The organism is Phytoactinopolyspora halophila (assembly GCF_003287285.1).
Lineage (GTDB): Bacteria > Actinomycetota > Actinomycetes > Jiangellales > Jiangellaceae > Phytoactinopolyspora_A > Phytoactinopolyspora_A halophila.
The window spans coordinates 295,331-320,062 of record NZ_QMIG01000002.1 but is presented as its reverse complement, the minus strand read 5'-3'; the positions used below and the strand labels follow the sequence as shown (position 1 = coordinate 320,062).

Annotated in this window: 27 protein-coding genes, 1 tRNA gene and 1 riboswitch; of the genes, 15 read left to right on the top strand and 13 right to left on the bottom strand. The window is 65.2% G+C overall.

The genetic code is table 11. From position 1 onward, the window contains the following. The first annotated feature begins 171 nt into the window (after positions 1-171). Positions 172-378, top strand: a complete 207-nt coding sequence (locus DPM12_RS03980; protein ID WP_112256957.1) for a hypothetical protein — start codon at positions 172-174, stop codon at positions 376-378. 166 nt (positions 379-544) lie between these two features. Beyond that, entirely contained in the window at positions 545-1,027 is a 483-nt protein-coding gene (locus DPM12_RS03975; RefSeq protein ID WP_123788237.1) for a hypothetical protein, read from the top strand. 192 nt (positions 1,028-1,219) lie between these two features. Here the strand turns inward: DPM12_RS03975 and DPM12_RS03970 are convergent, their stop codons facing one another. From DPM12_RS03970 to DPM12_RS03940, 8 genes are all read right to left on the bottom strand, one after another. Next, the gene (locus tag DPM12_RS03970; RefSeq protein ID WP_123788238.1) at positions 1,220-1,822 is read right to left on the bottom strand and encodes a hypothetical protein; all 603 of its coding nucleotides are present in this window, start codon (positions 1,820-1,822) and stop codon (positions 1,220-1,222) included. An 86-nt stretch (positions 1,823-1,908) separates the two neighbouring features. Continuing rightward, positions 1,909-2,169, bottom strand: a complete 261-nt coding sequence (locus DPM12_RS03965; RefSeq protein ID WP_112256954.1) for a hypothetical protein — start codon at positions 2,167-2,169, stop codon at positions 1,909-1,911. Between the two features lie 160 nt (positions 2,170-2,329). Beyond that, positions 2,330-2,515 carry a helix-turn-helix domain-containing protein gene (locus DPM12_RS23060; RefSeq protein ID WP_158542726.1) on the bottom strand — a complete coding sequence of 62 codons (186 nt, stop codon included), beginning with the start codon at positions 2,513-2,515 and terminating at the stop codon, positions 2,330-2,332. Positions 2,516-2,521: 6 nt separating this feature from the next. Then, on the bottom strand, positions 2,522-3,238 hold the full coding sequence (locus tag DPM12_RS03960) for a helix-turn-helix domain-containing protein (RefSeq protein WP_112256953.1): 717 nt from the start codon (positions 3,236-3,238) through the stop codon (positions 2,522-2,524). A gap of 188 nt (positions 3,239-3,426) precedes the next feature. Next, positions 3,427-3,503 (bottom strand) — tRNA-Thr (locus DPM12_RS03955). Between the two features lie 99 nt (positions 3,504-3,602). Beyond that, entirely contained in the window at positions 3,603-6,011 is a 2,409-nt protein-coding gene (gene secD / locus DPM12_RS03950; RefSeq protein ID WP_425467554.1) for a protein translocase subunit SecD, read from the bottom strand. Positions 6,012-6,278: 267 nt separating this feature from the next. Then, positions 6,279-6,653, bottom strand: a complete 375-nt coding sequence (locus tag DPM12_RS03945; protein ID WP_112256952.1) for a hypothetical protein — start codon at positions 6,651-6,653, stop codon at positions 6,279-6,281. A gap of 149 nt (positions 6,654-6,802) precedes the next feature. Next, a complete protein-coding gene (locus DPM12_RS03940) occupies positions 6,803-8,389 on the bottom strand; it encodes a family 10 glycosylhydrolase (protein ID WP_211658376.1) in 1,587 nt (528 codons plus the stop codon). Between the two features lie 181 nt (positions 8,390-8,570). On the opposite strand from DPM12_RS03940, the gene DPM12_RS03935 reads away from it, so the two are divergent. After that, positions 8,571-9,272 (top strand): GntR family transcriptional regulator, encoded by a 702-nt coding sequence (locus DPM12_RS03935; RefSeq protein WP_211658374.1) that lies wholly within the window; start codon positions 8,571-8,573, stop codon positions 9,270-9,272. Between the two features lie 46 nt (positions 9,273-9,318). On the opposite strand, the gene DPM12_RS23525 is transcribed toward DPM12_RS03935, so the two are convergent. Then, positions 9,319-9,873: a hypothetical protein gene (locus tag DPM12_RS23525; protein WP_211658372.1), complete on the bottom strand. Its 555-nt coding sequence runs from the start codon at positions 9,871-9,873 to the stop codon at positions 9,319-9,321. 324 nt (positions 9,874-10,197) lie between these two features. Here DPM12_RS23525 and DPM12_RS03925 point away from each other — a divergent pair, with 324 nt between their 5' ends. Further along, the gene (locus DPM12_RS03925) at positions 10,198-10,461 is read left to right on the top strand and encodes a hypothetical protein (RefSeq protein WP_112256950.1); all 264 of its coding nucleotides are present in this window, start codon (positions 10,198-10,200) and stop codon (positions 10,459-10,461) included. Positions 10,462-10,479: 18 nt separating this feature from the next. On the opposite strand, the gene DPM12_RS03920 is transcribed toward DPM12_RS03925, so the two are convergent. After that, positions 10,480-11,880 carry an alpha,alpha-trehalose-phosphate synthase (UDP-forming) gene (locus DPM12_RS03920; RefSeq protein ID WP_112256949.1) on the bottom strand — a complete coding sequence of 467 codons (1,401 nt, stop codon included), beginning with the start codon at positions 11,878-11,880 and terminating at the stop codon, positions 10,480-10,482. 142 nt (positions 11,881-12,022) lie between these two features. Here DPM12_RS03920 and DPM12_RS03915 point away from each other — a divergent pair, with 142 nt between their 5' ends. The 5 genes from DPM12_RS03915 to DPM12_RS03895 all read left to right on the top strand — a co-directional run bounded on the left by DPM12_RS03915 (position 12,023) and on the right by DPM12_RS03895 (position 15,665). After that, complete coding sequence (locus DPM12_RS03915) at positions 12,023-12,298, top strand: DUF3263 domain-containing protein (RefSeq protein ID WP_211658371.1); 276 nt, start codon at positions 12,023-12,025, stop codon at positions 12,296-12,298. Positions 12,299-12,371: 73 nt separating this feature from the next. Continuing rightward, positions 12,372-13,013 carry a LytR C-terminal domain-containing protein gene (locus tag DPM12_RS03910; RefSeq protein ID WP_123788242.1) on the top strand — a complete coding sequence of 214 codons (642 nt, stop codon included), beginning with the start codon at positions 12,372-12,374 and terminating at the stop codon, positions 13,011-13,013. Continuing rightward, a complete protein-coding gene (gene otsB, locus DPM12_RS03905; RefSeq protein WP_211658369.1) occupies positions 13,010-13,816 on the top strand; it encodes a trehalose-phosphatase in 807 nt (268 codons plus the stop codon). The genes DPM12_RS03910 and otsB overlap by 4 nt, the downstream gene beginning before the upstream one ends. A 153-nt stretch (positions 13,817-13,969) precedes the next feature. Continuing rightward, a riboswitch (SAM riboswitch) is annotated at positions 13,970-14,080 on the top strand. 14 nt (positions 14,081-14,094) lie between these two features. Next, positions 14,095-15,378, top strand: coding sequence for a threonine synthase (gene thrC / locus DPM12_RS03900; RefSeq protein WP_112256946.1), 1,284 nt, complete (start codon positions 14,095-14,097; stop codon positions 15,376-15,378). Then, complete coding sequence (locus DPM12_RS03895) at positions 15,378-15,665, top strand: ubiquitin-like small modifier protein 1 (RefSeq protein WP_112256945.1); 288 nt, start codon at positions 15,378-15,380, stop codon at positions 15,663-15,665. The genes thrC and DPM12_RS03895 overlap by 1 nt, the downstream gene beginning before the upstream one ends. A 16-nt stretch (positions 15,666-15,681) precedes the next feature. Here DPM12_RS03895 and DPM12_RS23395 read toward each other — a convergent pair whose 3' ends face one another. After that, positions 15,682-15,837 carry a hypothetical protein gene (locus DPM12_RS23395; protein ID WP_164465266.1) on the bottom strand — a complete coding sequence of 52 codons (156 nt, stop codon included), beginning with the start codon at positions 15,835-15,837 and terminating at the stop codon, positions 15,682-15,684. 7 nt (positions 15,838-15,844) lie between these two features. Next, the gene (locus tag DPM12_RS03890; protein ID WP_112256944.1) at positions 15,845-16,558 is read right to left on the bottom strand and encodes a class E sortase; all 714 of its coding nucleotides are present in this window, start codon (positions 16,556-16,558) and stop codon (positions 15,845-15,847) included. Positions 16,559-16,817: 259 nt separating this feature from the next. Here DPM12_RS03890 and DPM12_RS03885 point away from each other — a divergent pair, with 259 nt between their 5' ends. The 6 genes from DPM12_RS03885 (at position 16,818) to groL (ending at position 23,872) form a co-directional block, all read left to right on the top strand. Next, positions 16,818-19,205, top strand: coding sequence for an Ig-like domain-containing protein (locus DPM12_RS03885; protein WP_158542724.1), 2,388 nt, complete (start codon positions 16,818-16,820; stop codon positions 19,203-19,205). A gap of 208 nt (positions 19,206-19,413) precedes the next feature. Continuing rightward, positions 19,414-19,848, top strand: a complete 435-nt coding sequence (locus tag DPM12_RS03880) for a hypothetical protein (RefSeq protein WP_112256942.1) — start codon at positions 19,414-19,416, stop codon at positions 19,846-19,848. A 104-nt stretch (positions 19,849-19,952) separates the two neighbouring features. Next, a complete protein-coding gene (locus DPM12_RS03875; protein WP_112256941.1) occupies positions 19,953-21,422 on the top strand; it encodes a phytoene desaturase family protein in 1,470 nt (489 codons plus the stop codon). 106 nt (positions 21,423-21,528) lie between these two features. After that, positions 21,529-21,753, top strand: a complete 225-nt coding sequence (locus DPM12_RS03870) for a hypothetical protein (RefSeq protein WP_123788244.1) — start codon at positions 21,529-21,531, stop codon at positions 21,751-21,753. Beyond that, the gene (locus DPM12_RS03865; protein WP_123788245.1) at positions 21,729-22,037 is read left to right on the top strand and encodes a hypothetical protein; all 309 of its coding nucleotides are present in this window, start codon (positions 21,729-21,731) and stop codon (positions 22,035-22,037) included. The genes DPM12_RS03870 and DPM12_RS03865 overlap by 25 nt, the downstream gene beginning before the upstream one ends. A gap of 194 nt (positions 22,038-22,231) precedes the next feature. Further along, the gene (gene groL, locus DPM12_RS03860; RefSeq protein ID WP_112256938.1) at positions 22,232-23,872 is read left to right on the top strand and encodes a chaperonin GroEL; all 1,641 of its coding nucleotides are present in this window, start codon (positions 22,232-22,234) and stop codon (positions 23,870-23,872) included. Between the two features lie 124 nt (positions 23,873-23,996). Here groL and DPM12_RS03855 read toward each other — a convergent pair whose 3' ends face one another. Further along, positions 23,997-24,677, bottom strand: coding sequence for an SWIM zinc finger family protein (locus DPM12_RS03855; protein ID WP_112256937.1), 681 nt, complete (start codon positions 24,675-24,677; stop codon positions 23,997-23,999). Between the last annotated feature and the right edge of the window lie 55 nt (positions 24,678-24,732).

The window sequence follows — 24,732 nt, the reverse complement described above, 5'->3', positions numbered from 1 at the left end:
CCTGGCGAAACCAGGCTGTAGAGCCTGACCAGCATCAGCGATGCCCCGTCCGAGCAGGTCGGAAAGGGCATCGCTCCCTGTCACCATGGAGGAATCGAGTGACTGCGAACCTTGTTTTGTCAGTGCGAGGCTGTAAGAGTAGAGACACGGGGATAACAGGAAGGGTGTGCAATGAGCGTCATGCATGTCGGCCGGACGGATGCAGACAACGTCGACGTCATCGAGTTGACTGATGCCCAGTTCGACGCTGCAAAGAAGCGCGCCCTGAATTCACTGGGGCTGACCTACGACGAGCTTGCAGAGCAGGCCCGTCGTCGCGAGTTCAGCTCTCCCCGCGCTCACATGCTCTGGGTTGCGATCGGTGGCCAAGAGCACTGATCTCCGGAGGCAGGCGCAAGAGTTCGCAGCACAGATTCAGAGTCTACTGAACACGACGGTGTGCAACGGCGCCAAGGTTTCCGCAACCCCAGTGCCCAACGACGTCGTCACAGTCGCGCCTGGTCTGAGACCTTCTGACCCTCTCCTTGCTCCCTCGCCTCTACCTTTGACACCCAACAACAAGAAGCCCAAAGCCTGGCTTGACCTGCAGTATCGTTGCTACCTCGGCGAATCGGGCCACCTGATGGTCGTGAGTTCATTCTGCGGCGTCTACGCAGATGAAGGACGGCAGGACTGCCTGTGTCACTACGACTACGAGCGCGGCAAGGATACGTACCCCGAGGCACACCTCCAGGTATACGGGACCTCGCCAGCCTTGAAGAGCATGACCAAGGCCAGCGGAGTGCGCAGAGTCGCTGGCTTGGAGAAGCTGCACTTCCCGGTCGGCGGGCGGCGGTACCGTCCCACGCTGGAGGACATCGTCGAGTTCCTGATCGTGGAGAAGTTCGCAACTGGTCGCGATGGGTGGGAGCAGGTGGTCCAGGAGAACCGCGACAGGTTCCTGGAGATACAGCTCCGTGCTGCCATCCGGCGACGGCCTGATGTGGCGCATCAGGTACTGAACGAGCTACCCGCAGCGGAGAGCTGACGATAAAGCAGCGCCGCGCGAGATCGTCGCGGAGATGCGCAGCGAGGGCATGTCCACGCGGGCGATCGGATCTGTGCTGGGCGTAGATCAGAAGACGGTCGTCAACGATGCTCATACGACGGCAAGACGTACGCCCCGCACTCGGCCGAGCCGGAGATCGTTGACGACGGCGGCGGGATCTGTTGGCTGGGGTCAGTGTGCTACCCCGAACCTCCGCAACAATGACTCCGCCGTCTGCTTGGCCTTCTCGGGCTCGTCGGGAGAGCAAAGCGTTGCAGTGTTGCTGTAGGTTATGAACTGCGTGGGGCTGTTGATGTGCACCGCATAGAGCGTGAACCTCAGCAGTGACGTCCAATCGGGGTCATGCCCCAGCTTCGCCTCGACGAGAGCGTCGTAGTTTCGCCCGCGGGGCACCACGCCAGGAAAGGACCCGGCGAACTCGACGAACTTCTGTACTGCTGCGCGTCCGGGAACCGCAAACACGGCGCGCAAGTCCTCGTGGTCGTCTTGTACTGGCTTGAGCTGCGTGCGTGTGTTGTTCCAGTCCAGCGCCATATCTGGTTGGTCCTCTTCGGGGAACCGAACGCGGAGATTTTGCACCACGATCGGCTGGGCTCCCGTGTTGAACAACACGAGCGGAAGCCTCAACAGCACTCGTTCCTTCGAAACGTGGGCCGCGAAGCTGTGCGGTTCGTACGATTCCAGCCGGCCGCGCCGCGTATTGAGCCACCAGAAGCTCGCAATCGTGAATGTGAGCGCCGCCAGGGCGATGAACAGTGCAACCCAATCTGCCATGCTGCCGCAGCGTACATCTATCGGCAGACAGAACATCACTGCAGCTCAATACGTCGAATCGTGGTGAGGGCGGACGCTGAACGGCGTTAGACATCCTGCAGTGGCAGCCAGACGCGCGAAAAGTGCAGCCGGCATCCCCACTGTCCGTGACGCCACCACCGACGGTGGTGGCCGTCGTGCAGGTACGCGGGAATGTTGTCGAGGAGACGGTCGAGGCGTTCGATGGCATCGCCGAGAGCGTGGCACGTGGCGACGAACGGGCGTCGGCGAATGATGACGACGCCGTCAGGGGTGACGGCAAACCGTGGCGTGCGGCGGATCAGACGCCTTGGGGTGGAGCGTTGCATGGTGTGTCCTCCCGAGTCTTACCCCGCCCGGGTGGGCAGGGCTGCTCGGGTAGGCCGCCAGCGCTCACAGGGTCATCTTGGCACAACCAGGAGGTACAGTCCTACCGGTCTCGACGTGGCCGCCCGATGCCTTGCGTTCCGGTGCGTGCCCACGGATCCGCTACATCGGTAGACAGGCGGGTGATGACGCGGTCCTTGTCGACCGCCAGCGGGTACGGCCGTTGCCGTCCTCGTTGCCGGGAAGTTTGACCGCGGGGATCTTCTCCCCTTCGGCCCAGCGACGCACGGTCGACGGGTGGACGTGGAGAACCGCAGTCATCTGGTCGGCGGTGAGGTACTGAGCCACCCTCGATCACCTACGTTCCGCCGTCAGCCAGTGCACCAGGTCCTCGTGGAGGATGATTTGTCTGCGGATCTGCCGGCCGTTGACGACGATTGGCGCCGTCGGCAGATCACCAGCGCGGATCGCGGCACGGATCGTCTCCTCGGAGATACCGGTCTCGTCGGCGGCCTCGCGTGGCGTGTAACTGAGCTTGGGCATTGGGATGGTCCATTCGGTCGACTTCCCCCGTAGTTGGCATTCGGTCGGCGGTGAGGATGGATCAGTAGTACGAGTGCGGCGGATCGATCGGCCAGCCAAGTTCACCAGGCGTCGGCTGCCCAGATAGCGGACGTCGAAAATGTACATGTGCGCGAGCTCGGTCACGCGCCGGTACAGAAGTCGAGGAACTCGGCGGCGGGCTTTGAGGCTGACGTACATCGGCTCCAGCGTCGGGCTTCTCACGGCTTCCACCTGCGGGAGCGTCGCATGTGAGGGCGGCCCTTCGGGATCCCTTGGCCGGGGTCCGGCCCATGGGTCACGCGCCGTCTCAGATGCGATCCAAGCTTCGAGTGCCTGTTCGTCGAAGCGCCATCGACCGAACAATTGCGTGGCTCCAGGAATGTCTCCGCGGCTTGCCCTTGTCGTTTCGGTGGACTCGGCGACCTGGCCGCGCAAACTGGTCAGCCAGCGGCGCACGTGATCGACCTTGACCCGGTTGACATCGGCCTGTAGACCGTTGGCGCGCAACTACGCGGCGAACTGGCGGACAGCACGGCCGTAGTTCTCGCGCGTCTTGTCGGACTTGCCGTCGGTCTCCAGGGCAAGGTCGAAGCTCGCCTGGCAGGCCCTGAAGACATCGTCCATGGGGGGCAGGTGTCCTTGTGTTATGCGATCGTCAAGCGCTGTGCTCAGGCACAGGTCGATGTTTTCGCAGGTGGAGCCCGAAGCCGGATTCGAACCGGCGACCTACCGCTTACAAGGCGGTTGCTCTGACCAGCTGAGCTATTCGGGCGTACGTAAAAACGCTACCACCCCGCTTCCCGTGATCATGAACACTAGCCGCCCATGGGCCGACTAGTGTTCATGATCACGGGAGGCGGGGTGGTAGGGGTCAGACGACGGCGCCGTAGTTGGGGTCCTCGCGGTTGCCCTTGGTGACTTCGTCCTTCTCCTTCGGCTCCGGAGCTGGATACCGGCTCTCCAGCTCGACCGCCAGCGGTGTGGCGGTGAAGTTCGAGGAGTAGGTGCCGATGAGGATCCCGATGATCAGCGCGAAGGCGAAATCGGAGAGCGAGTCGCCTCCGAGCGCGAACAGAGCGATGAGCGGGAACAGCGTGCTCAGGCCGGTGTTCACCGAACGGGGCAAGGTATCGAGCACGGCCGTGTTCGCGATCCCGCCGAAATTCTCACCCCGGCGACCCCGCCACGCTTCGCGGATGCGGTCGAATACGACGACGGAGTCGTTCACCGTGTAGCCGATGATGGTGAGAATCGCCGCGAGGAAGATTCCATCGATCGGTTTGCCCAGCCAGGCGAAGACACCGATGGTGATGATCACGTTCTGGAACAGTGCAATGACCGCGCCGGTGCTGAATGTCCATCTGAACCTGATCGCCAGATACGACAATTGGGCCGCGAGCGCGACGGCGAGCGCGATGAGCCCGTTGCGCTGGAGTTCTTCTCCCAGGCTGGGGCCGATCATCTCGTCGCGGATGAGGTCACCACCGTTGCCCAGCTCGGAGATGGCGCCGATGATCTCTTGTGCTTCGGTGTCGCCCATGTCGGCGGCTCGCACCGAGATGGCGTCCTCGCCGGCGCCTCCCGACTCGTTGACGATCGCGGTCGGGAAGCCGACCTCGGTGACGACGTCGCGGGCATCCTCGATGTCGACCTGCTCCTCTGGCTGGACCTCGACGATCCGTCCGCCGGTGAACTCGATGCCGAAATTGAGCCCACGCATGGCGATTCCGGCCCCGGCGACGGCGACGGCGATGAGCGATACGGCCAGGAACTGGCGGGAACGCCGCATCAGATCCGGGCTGCGCTCGCGCAGCCACCTGCGGACCCGGGTGTGCTTGGCGAGGCCACTGACCCCGGGATTGCGCCGCACCCACGGCCGGCTGATCAGCCATTCGCCCAGCGCCCGGGTGAGCACGAGAGCTGCGAGCAGGGAAGCGACGACACCGATCGTCAAGGTGACACCGAAACCTTGGACCGGGCCGGCGGCGAGGAAGAACAGCAGAGTAGCAGCGATCAAGGTAGTGACGTTCGCGTCGGCGATCGCCGAAATCGCCTTCTTGAACCCGCTGGGGAGCGCGTTGCGCAGACTCGTCCCCCCGTCGACGTAGTCCTCCCGCGCTCGTTCGAAGATCAGCACATTGGCGTCGACGGCCATGCCGATGGCGAGCACGAATCCGGCGAGGCCGGGCAGCGTCAAGGTGGCCCCGACCGCAGTCAGCGCCGCGAAGGCCATCGCGGCGTAACCGACTAGTGCGCCGACGGCCATCAGGCCGATCAGCCGGTAGGTAACGACGACGAATACCGCCGTGAGCGAGATGCCGATGATGGCCGCCCACGCGCTCGCGGAGATCGCTGCCTCACCAAGCGTCGGGCCGACGACGCGCTGCTCGATGATCTCCACCGGAAGCGGTAGCGCACCCCCTTCGATCAGTGCCGCCAGCTCCTCGGCGGATTCCTGGTCGAAATCTCCGATGATGCGAGTCGTGCCGCCCTGCTGGCCGACATCGCACGCCGCGTCTTGCACCGTCGGCGACGAGATCACATCGCCGTCGAGGACGATCGCCACGCGGCGCTGGGGGTCGGTTTCGTTGAAACAGGCGGCGTGACCGGTCAGGTCTGCCCATTCGCTACTGCCGTCGCCGGTGAAGTCGACGTGGACCACCCAGCCCTGATATTGCTCGGCGTCGAACTGTGCGGTGGCGGAAGAGACTTCCTCGCCGGTCATCCCAAACGAGTCGAGCAGCAACGGCTGGCCGCGTTCGTCGGCGATCACGGACTCCTCGGCGGAAGGGTCGAACTCGTCGGCAGCGCCGGCCGAGCCGCCGCTCTCCTCGTCTCCCGTGGCCTCGTCGCCGGCGCCCTCGTCATCGCTCGCGTTGGCTTCCTCGGTGTCCGCGTCCTCGTCGTTTGCGGACGTATCGTCGGAGCTCGAGTTCTCGGAGTTCGAATCGTCGGCGCCCGAGTCCGCGCCGCCGTTCTGGAGCTCCTCTTGGCTCGCGTACCCCAGGACCGAATGGAAGGTGAGCTGCGCGGTCTGGCCCAACGTCTCCGCCGCTTCGGTGGGATCTTCGACACCGGGGAGTTCGACGATGATCCGGTTCTCGCCGGAGCGAGTCAGCGAGGGCTCGGACACGCCCAGCGCGTCCACGCGCCGGCGAAGGACTTCGAGGGCCCGGTCAGTGTTCTCGGCGTTGGCTTCGGCCTCCGGCCCGTCTTCGGCCTCCAGGGTGATCTGCGCGCCGCCCTCGAGATCGAGGCCGAGATTCGGGCTCGCCGTCATGGTGACCCATGCGGACGCGCCGAGGACCAGGAAGGCGACGATCACGCGGAGCGTGCGACCGGTCTCGACGACGTTCCGATTTCCCTTCTTGATCGCGCGTTGCCGGAAGAACCCGTAGGTGGCTGTACAGGCAGCCACGACGGCAAAGACGAGGTAGAACGCGGTCGAATTGTCCACGAAGAAACTCCAGGAAAGACCGCCCGGTAGGGAACTCGCCTGGTGGGTGTTGACGCGGCGAGCTACCGGGCGAAGGGCCGGGCAGTACGTCTACAGCTGCCCGGCGCCGGGAGGCGCCCGGTCGGGATGGCCGGTGTTGCCGACGGCCTCGGTGATCGCCACGTGCCGGCCAGTGGCGTGGTCTTGGGGTGGATAGAGGTCGAGCGCGGTGAGCTCATGGCCCTGGGACGGGGGCGGCACGAGATCCGACTCGCTGTTGGGCGCCAGACCCGTGATGGTCGGCGCAGGTGTTCCGTCGAGTGCCGTGAAGGTCGTGCCGCTGAACTCGTTGCTCTCCGCTTCGGAGTCCGGCGAACCCGTGGCGGGTAGGCCCGTGGTGATGATCATGAGGAGGCCGGTCAGCAACAGCGCGGGAAGCCGCCACCCCGCCGAGCGTCGGTGCCGCGCGATACGGCCTTCGACCACGGGTGCACCTCCTACGTTTTCCACGGGCGGCACTCACGATACAACGCGGCGGGCCAACTCGTAAGAAGGCGCCGGCCGCAGCTATCGGTGGCCGGCGCCTTCATCGAATCACGGAGACCGAGCGGGAATCCATCCGCTCGGGTGAGACATCACTGTAACCGGATCAGTGGTGACATGTCGGTCGTGGTGATCTCGCCGGCATTCACGCGTGCCGAGGCGACCGGTTTGCCGACGACGCCGTCCGGCAAGTCAACCTCGATCAGGTAGTGGCCCTCGGGGACGTGGGCGAATCCGAACCAGCCGGAACCGTCGCTGAGGCGTGTCTGCTTCTCGCCTCCGCCGGTCAGGGGGCGCAAGGTCAGCTCGACCTGGTCGAGCGGTTCGCCGCTGCGGGTCACCAGCTCACCGGTGATGTGCCCGTCGGTGGGCTCGGCCTTCCAGGGCATCGTCGGCACCGCGGCCGGCTCGGCGAAGGGCGCGTCGTCTCCGGTGGTGAAGGCTTCCACCAGGGCGTCGCGTTCCGCGTCCTTCACCTCTTGCGAACTTCCCGTGGCGGTCTGGCTGGGGTTGGCGTACGAGTATCCGCTCCAGCCAGCGACGGTATTGCCGGCCTCGGTGGGCTCCCGGAGCTCGTTCACCTGCTCGAGACTGTCCTCGACTTCGTTGAGATACAGCGCGGGACCCGAGACGGATTGCCGGTCGCCCTGCCAGTCAGCGAGGACTTCGTTCCACTCGGCGAACATCTGCGCCTGGTCGTCCATCCACTGGCGCTTGTAGTTCATGGCCACGACCGTGTCCATGATTCCCTCGTCTTGCCAGCCCTTCCAGTCCTGGAGGACCTCGGCGTAGGTGCGGGTCTGCTCCCAGCCACCGACGGACTGTGGGCCGAAGCCATAGGTGATCGCGTCCATGGATAGCCGCGCCTCGGGATCGACCTCCCACATGCCAAGGTAGATCTTGCGCACGAGATTGGTCACCTGGTCGCGGCGCCAGTCGTTCCATTCCTCGTCCGACGCCTCGGGAACGTCGTCGCGTCCCGTGGCTTCCTGGAAGCGGGCGACGGAGACGTCGTTGTATCCCCAATCGCTGTGCTCTGTGGACGAGCTGAAATCGGGGTAGCGGACGTAGTCGAGATTGATCCCGTCCACGTCGTATTCGCGGACGATGCTCTGGACTCCCTCGACGATGTACTCCACCGCGTCGGGATGACCTGGATCGATGTAGGCGTTGTTGCCCTGGAACTCGGTTCCGTCCTCCATCTTGTTCAGCCAGCGGTCGGATCCCTCGGCGTCTGGACCGTGCTGGTTGAAGACGTGATCTGGCGAGCTCGGAGGATCGGCGAGGTTCCACAGCGTGTTGACGTTGACCCACGCATGGACTTCCAGGCCCGCATCGTGGGCCTTCTCGATGATCTCGGCAAGTGGATCGTAGGGTTCGGCGTCGACTGCGGCATCGGTACGCGGGTACAGCGCGTCGTTGCAGAAACAGTCGTAACGCCGGACGGTCTGGACGATGATGGCGTTGGAATTGATGGCCAGGGCGTCGTCGACGAGCTTGTCGACTTCTTCCGGGCTGTATATCCCCGGGTTGAACGCGTCGACCCAGTAGCTGCGCCACTCTTCGGGTGGATCATCGCTCGTGGATGCCGTCGACGGCACCGCCATCGTCGTGGCGAGGAGACCTGCCGCAGCCACCCCGATCGAGGTGAACATGCGGCTACGAAGTGATCGTGCCATGGAGGATCCTCCTCAGTGGACTAGACCAATATGGGTGGCCCACAGTCTGGATGATCCGTACCAGATCCGTCCAGACCCGGCGGAGAATTATTTTCGACCTGCGGCGCGCTGCCTGCCCTCCCCTTGCTGTGACACTTGACAAGGGGCGGGAAAATACAGGCATCTGATCGGAAGGGGCAGCGTGGCGAAGAAGTATCTCTCGGTCCGGGACCAGATTCTCGATCTGATCGCGGAAATGGACGTCGGCGAAGCGCTCCCGCCGGAACGGGCGCTCGCTCCACAGTTCGGGGTGGCCCGGATGACGCTACGCCGTGCCATCGAGGAAGTGGTTCGTGAAGGGCGCCTGATGCGCAAGCATGGCGCGGGTACGTTCGTGGCCGGGCCGAAGATCGCCCAGGGCCTGGCGGTCTCGTCGTTCTCCGAAGACATGCGCCAGCGCGGCGCGACGCCGTCGAGCCAGACGCTCGATACCGGTGAGATGTCAGCCAGCCCGAAACTCGCCAAGCGACTGGAGATCTCCACCGGCGATCCCGTGCTCCGCGTCGTGCGGCTACGGATGGCCGACGAGGCACCGATGGCGCTCGAGACGTTGCACGTACCGGGCCGGGTGGCGCCGGGTCTGAAAGGGCACGAGCTGGACGACGCGTCGTTCTACGAGCTGCTGCACGAGCAGTACGGGATCGCCATCGCCGGCGGAGTGCAGAACATCGAGGCGACCGTCACCGACGAGCGGGAGTCGGAGATTCTCGAAGTCCCGCTGCATTCGCCCGCGTTCCTCTTCGAGCGGACGTCGCGTTCCCGCGATGGCCATGTGGTCGAGTTCGTCCGCTCGGTCTACCGCGGTGACCGGTACCAGTTCCGGGTCGAGCTGCAGCCGACGTAGCTGACGGCTCGCGCGTCACCGACGCGCACCTGGCGCGGCACGCGGGTCATCTCCGGTGGGCGGACTCCTCGCCTGGCTCCTGGCGGCGCCGGTGCCGGCCCCCAGTTCGGCGTTGAGCGGGTAAAAATGATTCTTCACGCTCGGCGTCCCGCCCCGTATTGTCTGCTCGTTGCTGGGTTTCCGGGGGAATCGAGGGAGCGGCGTGCACCGATACCGGTGGGGGCGAATCTTCGTCCGGTGGGGGTGACTCCTCGCGAGGCGGCGGAGGGGGTGCGGGACTCGGTTCCTCTGCGGCTGCGGGGTTGAGCTGTCGCGGAGCACGCCGGGCCCGGCGTCCTTGCTGCGGCGCGTTGAGGGAGTCGATGGCTTCCTGGAGGCGATCCTCGGCACTGTCGATCCACTGCACGCTGGTCGAGTCGCCGTGTCCGTGGACCGCCATCAGGTCGTCGATGGAGTTCCACAGGCTCGTCGCCGGATGGTCCGAACACCACCGCAGGGCTACGTGTCCGTCGGCGAACATCACGCCGTACGCGACCACGCCGACGCCGGACACGCCGGTGAGATCGACGTGCCGGACGAGCGCGAACCTGCGAGGGAACACGTGATCACCCGTACTCGGACCGTGAACAGCGGCCGGACCTTCGTCTGGCCGGAATGCTCCCCCGTATTGCCCGGCCGGCCCGCTGCATATCTTGCTGGATACTGTCGCACGTGTCACGACGCCGTGCCGGTGTCGAGACGGTCGATCTTCGCCACTTTGGCCCCTGTGTTATCGATTATCACTGCCTGTCCATTTGATGGCAGCGTGGATGTTATTCCATGATGAACATCATTGCGCCACGCCGTGACAGCCGAATCGGTCACTGGTGGAGGCATGTCACACGGTACGGTAATGCGGGCGCGAAGACGAGGAGGAGAGTTTTCGATGATGAACGAATCCGAAACCACCGCGTCCGACACCGAACCCGTGGTCGAGAATGCCGTTCAGACTGTGCGTGACCGGTTCGGAGCTTCCGGGTTGCGCACCCTGATCGCCCTGGCAAACCGGGAACTCGCTCGCGTCGAACAGGCCGAAGCCAGCCTGGCGATCCTGGACGAGCAGGAGCCCGTGGCCGAACCGACGAGTGAGCCCCTCGATGCGGCCGACACCCAGGCGTGGCTCGCCTACACCGAGATCGAGCGCGAATAGCGGCTGCGGGTGACGCGCTTACGTAGCGCGCAGCGTTGCCACGAAGTCCTCTGCCCAGCGTGTGACGTCGTAGTGGAGGACGTGCTCGCGCAGCGCCCGCATCCGTTGCTCGGCCTCGGCGTCGTCAATACGCATTGCGGCGAGAAGGGTTCGCTTGAGTCCGTCGATGTCGTGCGGGTTGACCAGGAACGCGCCGTCACCGAGCTCGTCAGCGGCCCCGGCGAACTCGGAGAGCACCAGCGCTCCACGCAGGTCCGTGCGGGCGGCCACGTATTCCTTGGCGACGAGGTTCATACCGTCGCGTAGTGGTGTAACGACCATGACATCGGCGGCTCGCAACAGCGAGACCAACTCCGGGCGTTCGTAGGAGGAGTGCAGGTAATGCACCGCCGGCTGGCCGATACGTCCGTACTCGCCGTTCAACCTCCCGACCTGGAGCTCGATCTCGTCGCGGAGTGTCTGGTAGGCCTCGACCCGCTCGCGGCTGGGCGTGGCGACCTGGACGAGAACGGCGTCGTCGGGAGTGATCTCCTTACCGGCGAGCAGCTCATCGAAGGCCTTGAGCCGGTGGCCGATGCCCTTGGTGTAGTCCAGGCGATCGACTCCCAGCAACATGTGCTCTGGAGAGCCGATCTCTTCGCGAATATGTGCGGTACGCATGACGACGTCGGGTTCGGAGACCAGATCGGTGATCTCGGCGACGTCGATGGAAATGGGGAACTGCTGGACACGCACGCTGCGGCCGTCGGCGGTGTGGATCCGATGGTCTTCTGCGGTTGCCTCGGTGTATCGATCGGCCAGAGCCGCGAAGTTATGGGCGGCGCCTTCGCGCTGGAACCCGATGAGATCGGCGCCCAGCAAGCCTTCGAGGATCTGCCGGCGCCACGGTAGCTGGGCGAAGAGTTCGGCGGGAGGGAACGGGATGTGCAGGAAGAATCCGATCTTCAGGTCGGGGCGAAGCTGGCGCAGCATGTTCGGAACCAGCTGGAGCTGGTAATCCTGCACGAAGACGATGGCGTCGTGCTCGGCGACGTCCGCCGCCTTGCGCGCGAACCGCTCGTTGACCCGGCGGTACGCGTCCCACCATTCGCGGTGATATTCGGGAGCGACGATGACGTCGTGATACAGCGGCCACAGGGTCGCGTTGGAGAACCCCTCGTAATACATGGCCACTTCTTCGGCCGACAGCGAGACGGCGACCAGATCCATGTCCTCGCTGGAGAATGAGCCCGGTGCGTCATCGGACGAGCCCGGCCATCCGACCCAGGCACCGTGATACTTGCGCATCACCGGAGCCAGGGCGCTGACCAGGCCGCCCGGGCTGCGGCGCCACGTTGGGGTGCCGTCGGCGGCAAGCACCCGGTCTACCGGGAGCCGGTTGGCGACAACGACGAAGCTGCTCTTTCCAGTGCTTTCCACATGGCCTCCTCGTCCGCTTCTACGGTACCTGCCTTCGTCACCACACCCTCACGAGGGAAGGGGCAAACCTGGCGTACTGTGTCGAAGCGCGTGTGGTTTTGCCAGTGTGTTTACTATGGCCGATATGGACACGGTTGCCGAAATGCCTGTAGCGGATGCCCCGTCGGGAGCGCTGGACGAGCAGGAACGAGCGATCTTGAGATTCGAGCGGCAGTGGTGGAAGTACGCCGGCTCGAAGGAACAGGTGATCCGTGAACAGTTCGATATGAGCTCTACCCGCTATTACCAGGTGCTCAACGCCTTGATCGATCGGCCGGAGGCCATGGCCGAAGATCCCATGCTGGTGAAACGGTTACGGCGGTTGCGTTCGTCGCGTACGCGCGCCCGTACCGCCCGGCGCGCCACACCGGAGGCCTGACCGTTGACGTGCCGTCCACATCGTTCTTCGTGCCCGCGGCTCGGCTCGTGGCGTAATCTACGGTTCCGTGACGATGCGCGAACGACTTGATCGGGCGTGGCCGTCGCTCGTAGCGCTGCTCGGCACTGTGGGTGTCGTGGTCGCGCTACTTTTCCTCTTCGGGGATGACACGGACGGCGACCAAACGGATGACCTGGCGGCCGGCGACGACGCGGGCACCGACGACGGGACGGACGGCGATGCGGGGACGGAGGACACGGAATCCACCGAGTCGCCCGATGACGCCACCGACGAGCCCGATGACGAGGAGTCTTCTGGCGAGGATGCGGAAGAAACCGACGAGCCGGAGAACCCGGATGAGCCCGACGAGCCCGACGAAGACGAGGGTGTGACGGCTCCACCGGAGCTACGCTCCCCCGTGGGCATCGCGAACCAGACGACGATCGACGGGTTGGAGCTCGTGGCCCAGGATCGTCTGGAGGACGGTGGCTGGGAGGTCGCCGCCACCGGGTACTACTCCGGCGAGATCCCGGAGACGACCGTCTTCTTCCCACCCGGGTACGAGGAGTACGCCCAGGCGCTCTCGGAGCAGTTTCCCGAGATCGGGCGGGTGCAGCCCACGATCGAGGGAGTCAATCCGGATCGCCTGGTCGTGATCCTCGTGGACGACTACCTCGAGGTCGTCGATGACGAGGACGACGAGGGCGGAGGGTGACCGCGGGCCGCGACCGGCGCGCAGAGCTCGCTGCCATGCTCGCACCCGTCTTGTCCGAGACGCTCGTCGCGCTCGATTTCGACGGGACGCTGGCGCCGATAGTCGAGCGCCCGGAAGATGCTCGCGCGGCTCCGGGAGCCGCTGATGTCTTGACTGCCATCTCGAACCGGGTAGCGAGAACGGCGATCATCACCGGCCGACCCGCCGCCGAGGCGGTGCGGCTGGGCGGGTTTTCTTCCGTCCCTGGCCTGATCGTGTGCGGCCACTATGGTTTGGAACGATGGTCCTCCGGCGAGCTCGAGAGCCCGCCGCATGCGGCGGCCGTCGCCGAGGCACGGGCGCGGGTCGAAGACTTGCTGCGGCCCGAGCGAGCCGATCGATGGTCCGGGGCGAGCATCGAGGACAAGGGACATTCAGTAGCCGTGCACACGCGCCGGGCGGCCGATCCACCAGCGGCACTGGTGGCGATCGAGCCGTATGTCACGGAGATCGCACGAGAAACGGGATTGGAGCTCACGCCCGGCCGGTTGGTCTTCGAGTTGCGTCCAGCCGGTGTCGACAAGGGGGCGACGTTGCGTGAGCTGGTGACGGAGATGTCGCCCTCGGCCGTTGTCTATGCCGGCGACGACATCGGAGATCTCCCTGCTGTCGAGGCCGTGAGTGCTCTTCGGCGGGAGGGCGTGACCGGCATGGTGATCTGTAGCGAAGCGGACGCCGTGGTGCCGGAACTGCGGGATCGTGCTGACTTGGTGGTCCGGGGTCCGGAAGGGGTGCTGGAGGCGCTGCGCCAGCTCCTGCTGTGACGTCCGTGCTCCGGGGCGACCTCGGCGACCGGGTAGGGCGAGAGGGCTTTTCTCCTGCATTGGGCCCATCTGTCTACGAAGTGAGACGATTTTGTCTTACGATCTGGACGAGAGGCGCGAGGTCGCGGGTGGGCGTCGTAATGTATGCGGACGTACTCATCCAGAGGGGCAGAGGGACCGGCCCGGTGAAGCCCCGGCAACCGCCCGCATTGGCGCGGGAGTGGTGCCAAGTCCGGCCCGCTGGCCACGCGGGACAGATGAGGGAGGAGTTTTCGTTTATGACCATCACCGACACGCCGGCATCGACGCGTTCGGAGGCCAGCGCCCTCGACCTCGGACCGGCGACCCACCTCTCATGTCGTGAGTGTTCGGCTACAACCGAGCTCGGGCCGTACTACGCGTGCCTGGAGTGCTTCGGTCCGTTGGAGGTGGCGTACGACTTCGGGGACGTCACCCGGGAGAAGATTGAATCCGGTCCGATATCGATCTGGCGCTACAAGGATCTCCTGCCCGTTCCGCGAAACGTCACGGAAGTTCCCAACACCGAGCCGGGGTTCACGCCACTGCTGAAGGCGGACAACCTCGCCCGCGAGCTGGGAATGAAAGCGTTGTGGGTCAAGAACGACGCCGCCAACCCCACCCATTCGTTCAAGGACCGCGTGGTAGCGGTCGCCCTCGCAGCCGCGCGTGAGCTCGGATTCTCGGTGCTGGCGTGCCCGTCCACGGGAAACCTCGCCAACGCCGTGGCTGCGGCAGCCGCCCGGGCTGGCATTCGCAGTTTCGTGTTCATCCCGAGCAATCTCGAACAACAGAAGATCGTCACCAGTGCCGTCTACGACACCACGCTGGTCGCCGTCGATGGCAATTACGACGATGTCAACCGGCTCGCCTCGGAGCTGGCAGGGCAATACGAAGACTGGGCGTTCGTCAACGTGAACGTCCGCCCCTACTACGCCGAGGGCTCGAAGACGCTGGGGTTCGAGACGGCCGAACAGCTTGGCTGGCGGCTTCCCGAACAGGTGGTCATCCCCGTGGCGAGCGGTGCACAGCTGGTCAAGGTCGACAAGGCATTTCGTGAGCTGACCGAACTCGGCCTGGTAGCCGGCGGGGGGCCGGCTGTTTTCGGGGCGCAGGCGAGCGGGTGCTCGCCGGTCGCGGCCGCTTATAAAGCTGGACATGACGTGGTGCGTCCGGTACGCCCGGATACCGTGGCGAAGTCGCTGGCCATCGGTAATCCGGCCGACGGCCCGTATGTTCTGGACGTGACCCGGCGCACGGGTGGCGCGGTCGAGGATGTCACCGACGACGACGTCATCGACGGAATCCGCCTGCTGGCTCGAACGGAAGGTATTTTCGGTGAGACGGCTGCCGGCGTGACGGTAGCCGTTCTTGCCAAGTTACTTCGCGAAGGCAAGCTCGACCCGGATGCGGAGACGGTAATCTTCAACACCGGGGAAGGGTTGAAGACGCTCGACGCCGTCACGCCGGTCGTCGGACCGGCGGGAACCATTGCACCGACCACCGAGGCGTTCCGCGCCCTCGTCCCGGAGGCTGAAAACTGATGAGTGTTGCTGTACGAGTCCCGACGATCCTGCGCACCTACACCAAGGGCGAGGCCGACGTGAGCGTGGACGTGGCCGACGATGCCACGCTGTCCGACGTCCTCACGGCCCTGGACGCGTCGTATCCGGGGATCGGCGCGCGGGTTCTCGACGACACGGGTGAGATCCGGCGTTTCGTGAACGTGTACGTCGACGACGATGACGTTCGTTTCGCGTCCGGCCTGCAGACCCACACGCCTCCCGGCTCCAAGGTGTCGGTGATCCCCGCCGTGGCCGGCGGCTGCTGATCGCGGCGACGATCCGTTAGTCGACGGTCACGCGGTTGATTCCGAACGTCTCTTCAACCCAGGGAAATACCCAGAAGAAGAGCGCGGCGATGATTCCCAGGATTATCGCCAGGTAGATGAGCAGCCGGACCGGCCACGGTCCTGGAAGATGGCGCCAGACCCACGCGTACATCTCCTTATCAACGCTCCTCTTCGCTGACGAGTACGCCGCTCGCATACATGCGGTGTGACGACCCCCACCGTGGCCAGCATGTCGTCAACGTCAGCCGCGCCTCTTCGGGTTCGGTGCTGGAGGGCTCGCCGGGAACGGGGTCGACGACCCAGCTGTCCGAAATCTCGATCCGGTTGCCGTCGGGATCCCCGTTCGGCGCGCTGTCCAGCTCGTATTGGTAGATACCGGTTCGCGTCTCGATCTCGACGATGTCGCCCTCGTGAAGCTCGGGGAACGGCGCGAACGGCTCGCCGTGGCCGGAACGGTGGCCGGCAATCGCGAAATTACCGAGTTCCCCAGCATGAGCGTTGTCCGGATACCGCCCCGGGCCGTCTCTGAGGTCGTCGTCCTCGACACCTTCGACGACGAGCCATTCCCAGTCCTCGCCGAACCGGGGGATACGGAGGATGCCGTATGCGTCGCCGAGTTCGAGATCTCCGGGCTCTTCGGACTCGTCCTCGGACTCGTCCTCGTCGTCGGATTGGATCTGTAGGTCGAATTCTTCTCGAAGATCATCTTGTGCTGCCGCCGTCTGCAGGCCGGTACCCCAGAGGGTATAGACAACGAAGAGCAGGACAATCGCGCCAGCAGTCAGCAATAGTTCACCCATGACCCCGGCGATCACGGCGACCGGACTGCGCTTGGGCGCCCTGCGACGACCTCTCCGCGCCTTGCGATGCATGGTTAGAGCTTAACTGTTAGGACGCCCCGCTGCCGACCAGTGCGGCCCGGTATGTGATGCCGTTCATCGCACGTGACACCCGGTGCTGCTCGACATGACGCGTGCCACTCGCGGCATATGCCCACAAATGGCGCGTATCACGTGGCGGCCCGCGTCTGGACTTGTCCGACATATCTGCTAGCGTCCTCCTGGTGGTTAGTAGCACCATCTCTAACCTATGCCCTGGTATGAGCGAATTTGGGAGATCAACACTGTGAAAGTGACGCAGCGAAGGCGGCTGGCAGCCGCCGTGGCTGTGACCGGTGCCAGCGCTTTGGCGCTCGGTGCCGCGTCGCTGCCGGCTGCCGGTGCCGAGATCAAACCAGAAAACATCGATTTAGACGAATCAGAAGACTCCGAGGGGTCAGGCGACTTCGAGGTCGCGGGAGACTTGGTCGAGCCGCTGTCGAGCGGACCCGAGGCACTCAGCCAGCTGGACGAGTCCGATCTGACTCGGGTCGCCGAACGTGCGGGGATGACGGCGGAACGGCTGGAGTCCTACCTGAAGAACGAGCAAGCCGTTGTCTCTCCCTCTGGCTTCGTCTCGTTCGTCGACGATTGGGACGTGCCTGAAGACGTGCACGAACCTGAGATCGGGAACGCGGAGGTGCCGGGGAACCCGATCGATGGTTCGCGCCCCGATGCTTCGCACACGATCTACATCGACTTCGACGGCGACACGATCGAAAACACGGAATGGAACCGTATATACGACGTCGACACCATCGAGGTCTCGCCATACGAGGTGGATGACGACTTCAAGCATGAGGTCTGGGAACGGGTCGCGCAGAATTACGCGCCCTTCGACATCAACGTCACCATCTCCGATCCCGGCGACGATGCCCTGAACAAGACGTCTGCGGACGACGATTCCTATGGCGCGCGCCTGTTGGTCGCTCCGGACAGTGAAGAGTTCCCTTCGGAAATCCACACCGGCGCTAGCGGAAGGGCGTGGCTGGGACTCTACGGCATGGAGGTCGGCACCCCTGCATTGGTCTGGGCCGACAAGCTAAATCACAACAGCGAGTCCATCGGAATGGTTGCTTCGCACGAGCTCGGCCACGAGCTCGGCCTCGAGCACCACGGGATCGGCGACGAGGAGTACTACTACGGCCAGACGCAGCCAGCGCCGGATGCGCTCTGGGGTCCGCTCATGGGTGCTCCCTTTGGCGTCCCGCTCGCCACGTGGTCGAACGGCGAATACGCCGACGCGACGAACCCCGAGCAGGATGACGTCGCCACGATGACCGCTGACGATGCGGTCATGGAACAGCTCATTCTGCTGGACCAGAACGGCAACCGCTGGACCGATCCGTACTGCACCACGGGAGAGCCGAACAACCCACAACCGGGGGACGAGTTCTTCGAACCCAACGAGGACAACACCTGTAATCCCCCCGGGCCGGAGCTGACGGACCGCTGGGACTACTCGGACCGCACCGATCACGTGCAGGATTCCCACGGTGATTCGAGCGACGACGCCACGTCGCTCGACAACTCCGATGGGGAGTTCGCAGCAGACGGCCTGGTCGGGACCGCGGGTGATGTGGACGTGTTCACCTTCACCACGGACGGTGGACCGATCACCGCGAGCGTCGAGCCGGGTGGCAACCGTCCCAACCTCGACCTCAAGCTGACGCTGCTCGACGCCGAGGGTGACGTTGTCGCCGAGGGAGAGCAGGAGACGTCGGCCGTGCCCGGCACCGGAGAGGCTGCCGGCTTGGACGCCTCGGTTGACGAAGAGGTCGACGCCGGTGTGTATTATCTGGCAGTCGAGGGCCGCGGCCAGGGTGACCCCCAGGACAACACCCCAGAGAACGGCTGCTGCTACTCCGACTACGGCAGCCTCGGCCTCTACAGCATCTCGGGTGAGGCCGAACCGTTCGACGCAGAGCCGGTGGACATCGCGTCGCCGGAGGACGGTGCCGAGGTCGAGCGGGGCGATCTCCCGGTCGAGGGGACCGCGGAGCCCGAGGCCTCCGTCGCCCTGAGTGTCGACGACGAGGTCGTCGCCGAGGCGAGTGCCGACGACGAAGGTCGTTGGGACGCCGTGATCGAAGACGGGCTGCCGTACGGAGACACCACGATCACGGCTCAGCAGACGGTTGCCGATATGGAGGATCCGAACACGGACTCGGTGACGGTGACCGTGCCGCTGGATGCTCCGGCCATCACCACGCCCGAAGAGGGCGACACCGCGACGAACGCCACTCCCACCTTCACCGGTACGGGCGTGGCGGACGCCACGGTGAACGTCACGATCGAGTGTGGTGACAGCACCACGGTCGAGGGTGATGCCGACGTCGACGGGAACGGTGAATGGTCGTTCACGCCGGAGGAGGGCCTGCCGAACGGCGAGTGCTCGGTCACGGCGACACAGACGATCGGTGACGCGACATCGCCGAGCACGGAACCGGTGAACTTCACGGTCGACGTGGACGACTCCGGTGATGATGAGGACGACGGCACCGAGGACGGTGAGGACGAGGAGGGCGAAGACGACTTGCCCGACACCGGTGCGGGTAACCTGCTCACCCTCGCGGCCGGACTCGGATTGCTGGCCGTCGGTGGTGCCCTGTATGCGCGGACCCGCCGAGTCACCGTGTGATCCGGTCCCGGGCATATAGCACCTGACAGCTGATCAACTGGGGCGCGAGGATCCGTCCTCGCGCCCCAGTTCGTATTTGCCGGGAAACGGGGTGGGAACGAGTTCTTGGTGAATCAGCGACAGCAGAATGGAACCGGTGGGGGGCACCAGGCCGTCACACTGGTGTCCGTTTTGAGGAGATCCTCTGCTGGAGGTTCATGTGTCGGCCATGACCGAACGTCGCAAAACGATCGTCGTGATCGCCGTATCGGCTGCGGCCGTGCTCATCGTAGCGGTCGGTGCGGCCGCCCTGGGTGGGCTGTTGGATGGCGACGATGAGACGGTTGCGGTACCGGAGTCGTCGCCGGAGCCCACGGAGCCGGAGGGCGACGAGGAAGGTGAAGACGATGCCGAAGGGGACGATGCCGAAAGTGGCGACGACGTGAACGGAGAAGCCTCGCTTGCCGGAGGAGATGTCTTGCCAGAGCCGCTGGGCGGGCAGGAGGCGATCGACGCGCTCGGTGAGGACCTCGCGGCCGTCGCGCAGAAGAACGGCAAGACCGAAGAGGAGCTGCGTGACCTGCTCCTGAGGGACAAGACGGTCAAGATCAGTCCGAGCGGTCGCCTGTTCTACGAGGACACCGCGACACCGCATGACGACTGACACGTCGTTTCCGGTGAATCCGGCCAGATGTCACGTACGGCGGCCGGTATCCCTTTACGATGACGGGTGGTCCGGGTCCGTATTTCTGAGCTGAGGGGGTCTCGGTGAGCCCAGCCGAGTCGTGTGACGTCGTCGTGGTGGGGTCAGGACCGAATGGGCTCGCTGCCGCGGTGACCATGGCTCGTGCCGGACTCGAGGTGCGGGTTTACGAAGCCCAGTCCACCATCGGCGGCGGAGCCCGCACGCTTTCCCTGGATCTGGCGCCGGGAATCGTGCATGATCTGTGCTCGGCGGTCCATCCGATGGCCGCGGCGTCACCGTTCTTCCGGGATTTCGATGTGCGCGCTCGCGGTGTCGAGCTGCGATTTCCGGAGGTGTCCTACGCTCAGCCGCTCGATGGTGGGCGCGCGGCTATCGCCTACCGCGATCTCGAACGGACCGTCGACGGGCTCGGTGTCGACGGCCCGGCATGGCGCCGCCTGTTCGAGCCGCTGACGCGGCACGTGCCGGGTGTGGTCGACGTCGGGATGTCGGACTTCCGCCGATTGCCAAAAGATCCCCTGACGGCGGCCCAGTTCGGCTGGGCAGTCCTCGAACAAGGCACCGCCCTGTGGTCGCGGCGATGGTCGGGTGATCAAGCGCCCGCCCTGCTCACGGGCGTGGGTGCACACGCGATATCGACGCTGCCGAGCTTGCCGGCCTCGGGAACCGCCGTGCTGCTGGCCGCGCTGGGACATTCTCCCGGTTGGGCGCTTCCCGTCGGCGGGAGCCAGGCCATCGTCGATGCGATGGTCGACGATCTTCAGATTCATGGAGGAAAGGTCGTCACCGGCGCCGAGATCACCTCGTTCGCCCAGTTGCCGCAGGCTCGGGCGTACCTGTTCGATACGGCGCCGGGCACGCTGGCCCGGATCGCCGGCGACGCGCTGCCGTCCCGGTACCGGCACGCGATCGAGCGGTTCCGGCACGGTGATGGTGCGGCCAAGGTGGATTTCGTCCTGTCCGGCCCGGTGCCGTGGTCACACCCCGATGTGGCACGGGCGAGCACGGTACACCTCGGTGGTACGCAAGCCGAGATGGCTCGTGCGGAAGCGGAGGTTGCGGCCGGCCGGCATGCCGAGCGTCCCATGATGCTCGTATCGGATCCGACTGTCACCGATCCGGATCGTGCGGTGGGCGGAGTGCGGCCGTTGTGGTCCTACGCTCACGTGCCGTCGGGCTCGACGCTCGACGTCGGTGAGGTGGTGCAGGCCCAGATCGAGCGTTTCGCGCCGGGGTTCGGCGATGTCGTCGTCGCCCGGCGAACCATTCCGGCGGCTCGAATGCCGGAGCACAACGCGAACTACGTCGGTGGGGACATCGCGGCCGGCGCCATGACCACGTGGCAGCTGCTCGCCCGGCCAGCCCTGCGGTGGAACCCGTGGGCGACCCCGATTCCGGGGGTCTACCTGTGCTCGGCGTCGACGCCTCCGGGCCCCGGCGTGCACGGCATGTGCGGGCTGCACGCCGCCCGCCGGGCCCTCCGTGCCCGCTTCGGCATTCGCCGTCTTCCACGGCTCGATCCGCAGGAGTGAGCCCGCGTCTCGGCGCTCCGTTCCCCACCGGACACGCTGGGGCAATGGCGGGCTGCACGGTTTCCGGTGATACCACCGGAAATAAGGCGAGTAGTAAGATGTGGATATGGCACGAGAGAAGATGACGATCACCATCGATCCGCAGACGCTCCAGTATGTCGACGCGGATGCTCGTGCCGACAGCCTGAGCCGCTCCGAGTACGTCGAACGGGTGCTGCGGCACGAGCATTATCGACGCCTGCTGGCGCAGGCCATGCCGCCGCGCATGGATCGGGACGAGGAACGGTCGCTGCGGGATCTCCTTTCGTGGCAGGACGAAGCCGCGTCGTGAACCCCGGCGAGATCTGGCGCCTTGAAGATCAGAGTCTGAGACTCGTGCTGAGCAACGCGACGTACAACACGTCGCAGCTCAACCAGGTCATTACTGCGGTGGTCCGGTCGGCACCACCTGCCGGGTTCCAACCGTTCGCCGTCGATACCCCGCACGGCGTACTCTTGCCCGACCGCCTAGCTATGCATCCACGCCACTGGCTTGTGGAGCATGTCGCCACGGTAGATGCCGGACATCTGGCTGCCGTGCGGCAGCACTTGGCGTTCTTGGTTTGTGACCTGTGACGTTCGAGGTGCACATCGGCGGCTTGCACTCGTGAGGGGAGAGTGCTAAAACGGCATTAGCACTCTTAAGGTGAGAGTGATAGGAGCCGGGTCGGCGAGGCCTCGGCGTTCCGGTGCAGGGATCCGGGATGACCGTGGCCGTCCGTCGCGGGCGTCGTACCGGGCCATCCACCCGCAACCGGGAGGACCAACCCATGCCAAAGATGATTGCCTTCGACGAGGAGGCACGGCGTGGCCTTGAGCGCGGCATGAACGAACTTGCCGACGCTGTGAAGGTCACTCTCGGCCCGAAGGGCCGCAACGTCGTGCTCGAGAAGAAGTGGGGCGCGCCGACCATCACGAACGACGGTGTGTCCATCGCGAAGGAGATCGAGCTCGAAGACCCGTGGGAGAAGATCGGGGCCGAGTTCGTCAAGGAGGTCGCCAAGAAGACCGATGATGTCGCCGGGGACGGCACCACCACTGCCACGGTGCTCGCCCAGGCGATGGTGCGTGAGGGACTGCGCAACGTCGCGGCGAGCGCCAGCCCTGTCGCGCTGAAGCGTGGTATCGAGCAGGCCGTCGAGGCCGTCGCCGAGCAGCTGCTTGCCTCGGCCAAGGAGGTCGAGACCAAGGAGCAGATCTCGGCTACCGCGTCCATTTCCGCGGGAGATTCCCAGATCGGCGAGTTGATCGCCGAGGCCATGGACAAGGTCGGCAAGGAAGGTGTCATCACCGTCGAGGAGAGCAACACCTTCGGGCTCGAACTCGAGCTCACCGAGGGTATGCGCTTCGACAAGGGCTACACCTCGGGCTACTTCGCGACCGACGCCGAGCGCCAGGAGGCCGTCCTCGAGGACCCCTACATCCTGCTGGTCGAGTCCAAGATCTCGAACGTCAAGGACCTCCTGCCGCTGCTGGAGAAGGTCATGCAGAGCAACAAGCCGCTGCTGATCATCTCCGAGGACGTCGAGGGCGAGGCGCTGGCCACGCTGGTGGTCAACAAGATCCGCGGGACGTTCAAGTCCGTTGCCGTCAAGGCGCCGGGATTCGGTGATCGCCGGAAGGCGATGTTGCAGGACATGGCCATCCTCACGGGCGGTCAGGTGATCAGCGAGACGGTCGGTCTGAAGCTGGAGAACGCCACCATGGACATGCTGGGCCAGGCCCGCAAGGTGGTCGTCAGCAAGGACGAAACGACGATCGTCGAGGGCGCCGGCGACGCCGACCAGATCGCGGGCCGGGTCAATCAGATCCGTGCCGAGATCGAGAACTCGGACAGCGACTACGACCGCGAGAAGCTCCAGGAGCGTCTGGCCAAGCTGGCCGGTGGCGTTGCCGTCATCAAGGCGGGCGCGGCCACCGAGGTCGAGCTCAAGGAGCGCAAGCACCGTATCGAGGATGCCGTTCGCAACGCGAAGGCAGCCGTCGAGGAGGGCATCGTCGCCGGTGGTGGCGTGTCGCTCCTCCAAGCTGCCCAGAAGGCATTCGAGAAGCTGGAGCTCGACGGCGACGAGGCGACCGGCGCCAACATCGTCCGGCTGGCCGTCGAGGCTCCGTTGAAGCAGATCGCGATCAACGCCGGCCTCGAAGGCGGCGTCGTGGTCGAGAAGGTCAAGGGCCTGTCCGACGGGCACGGCCTCAACGCCGCGACCGGCGAGTACGAGAACTTGCTGGAAGCCGGCGTCATCGACCCGGCCAAGGTCACGCGTTCGGCGCTGCAGAACGCTGCCTCGATCGCGGGTCTCTTCCTCACGACCGAAGCGGTCATCGCCGACAAGCCGGAGAAGCAGCAGGCCGGTGCCGGCGCTGACCCGAGTGGTGGCATGGGCGGTATGGGCGGCATGGACTTCTGAGTCCAGCGCTCCTTTCGCCCGAGCACGACGACGGTGCCCCGGTCTCCACGGCCGGGGCACCGTCGTCTTCCCAGACCATCTCCCCGACCATGATCATGAACACTAGCCGATCCGTGTGGCCAAATTAGTGTTCATGATCATGAGGGGGAGGAGAGAGAAGCTCGTCGGCACGAGCGGCGGCAGCATCGACGATCCGCTCCACCGATTCCGGGTCCAGGACGGCTCCCGCCTGCCGGCCGGAGTTGCGCTGCTGGAGTTCGGCCAGCAGCTCCTCGGGCTCGTGTCCGCGCAGCAAGAACAGCAGGAACGGCTCGTGGTCGAGCAGCCACGACGCCTGATAGCTCACGGCTGCGGCATGTTCGCAGGGATATCCCCACTCGGGACAGTCGCAGCGTGGTTCCAAGTCACCGGCTCCCGGCAGAAGGCGGACGTCCGCGTCGTCGGCCGTGTCGGCGAGCTCGTCGGGAATCGCCCCATCGAGCAGTGCCGCGACGTGATCGGCGCGCGCGGCGATACGCGCGAGCAGCCGTTCCCATTCCTCGCCGCTGAGTTCTGCCAGGGTGACGGTTACCTCATACGGCACATGATCCGTCCCGTGCACGACGGCGGAGACCTGACCGGGGCTGACCGTAATCGGGCCAACGTGTCCGCTGTGGGCCAGCTGGCGTCCCAGGCGTAGCTGCTCCGAGTCGAGCGACATGTCTTCCAGCGCATCGATCCACGCGTTTGCCAGCCACGTCCGGGCCCGCCGCGTGCGGCGTTTGGTGGCGGCGAACGGAGAGAATCCTCGGGCACGTGTACTCATGTCGGTGACGTCCTCGCATGGTGGTGAATCTCTGGCGGATCCGGTGCAGCTCCTT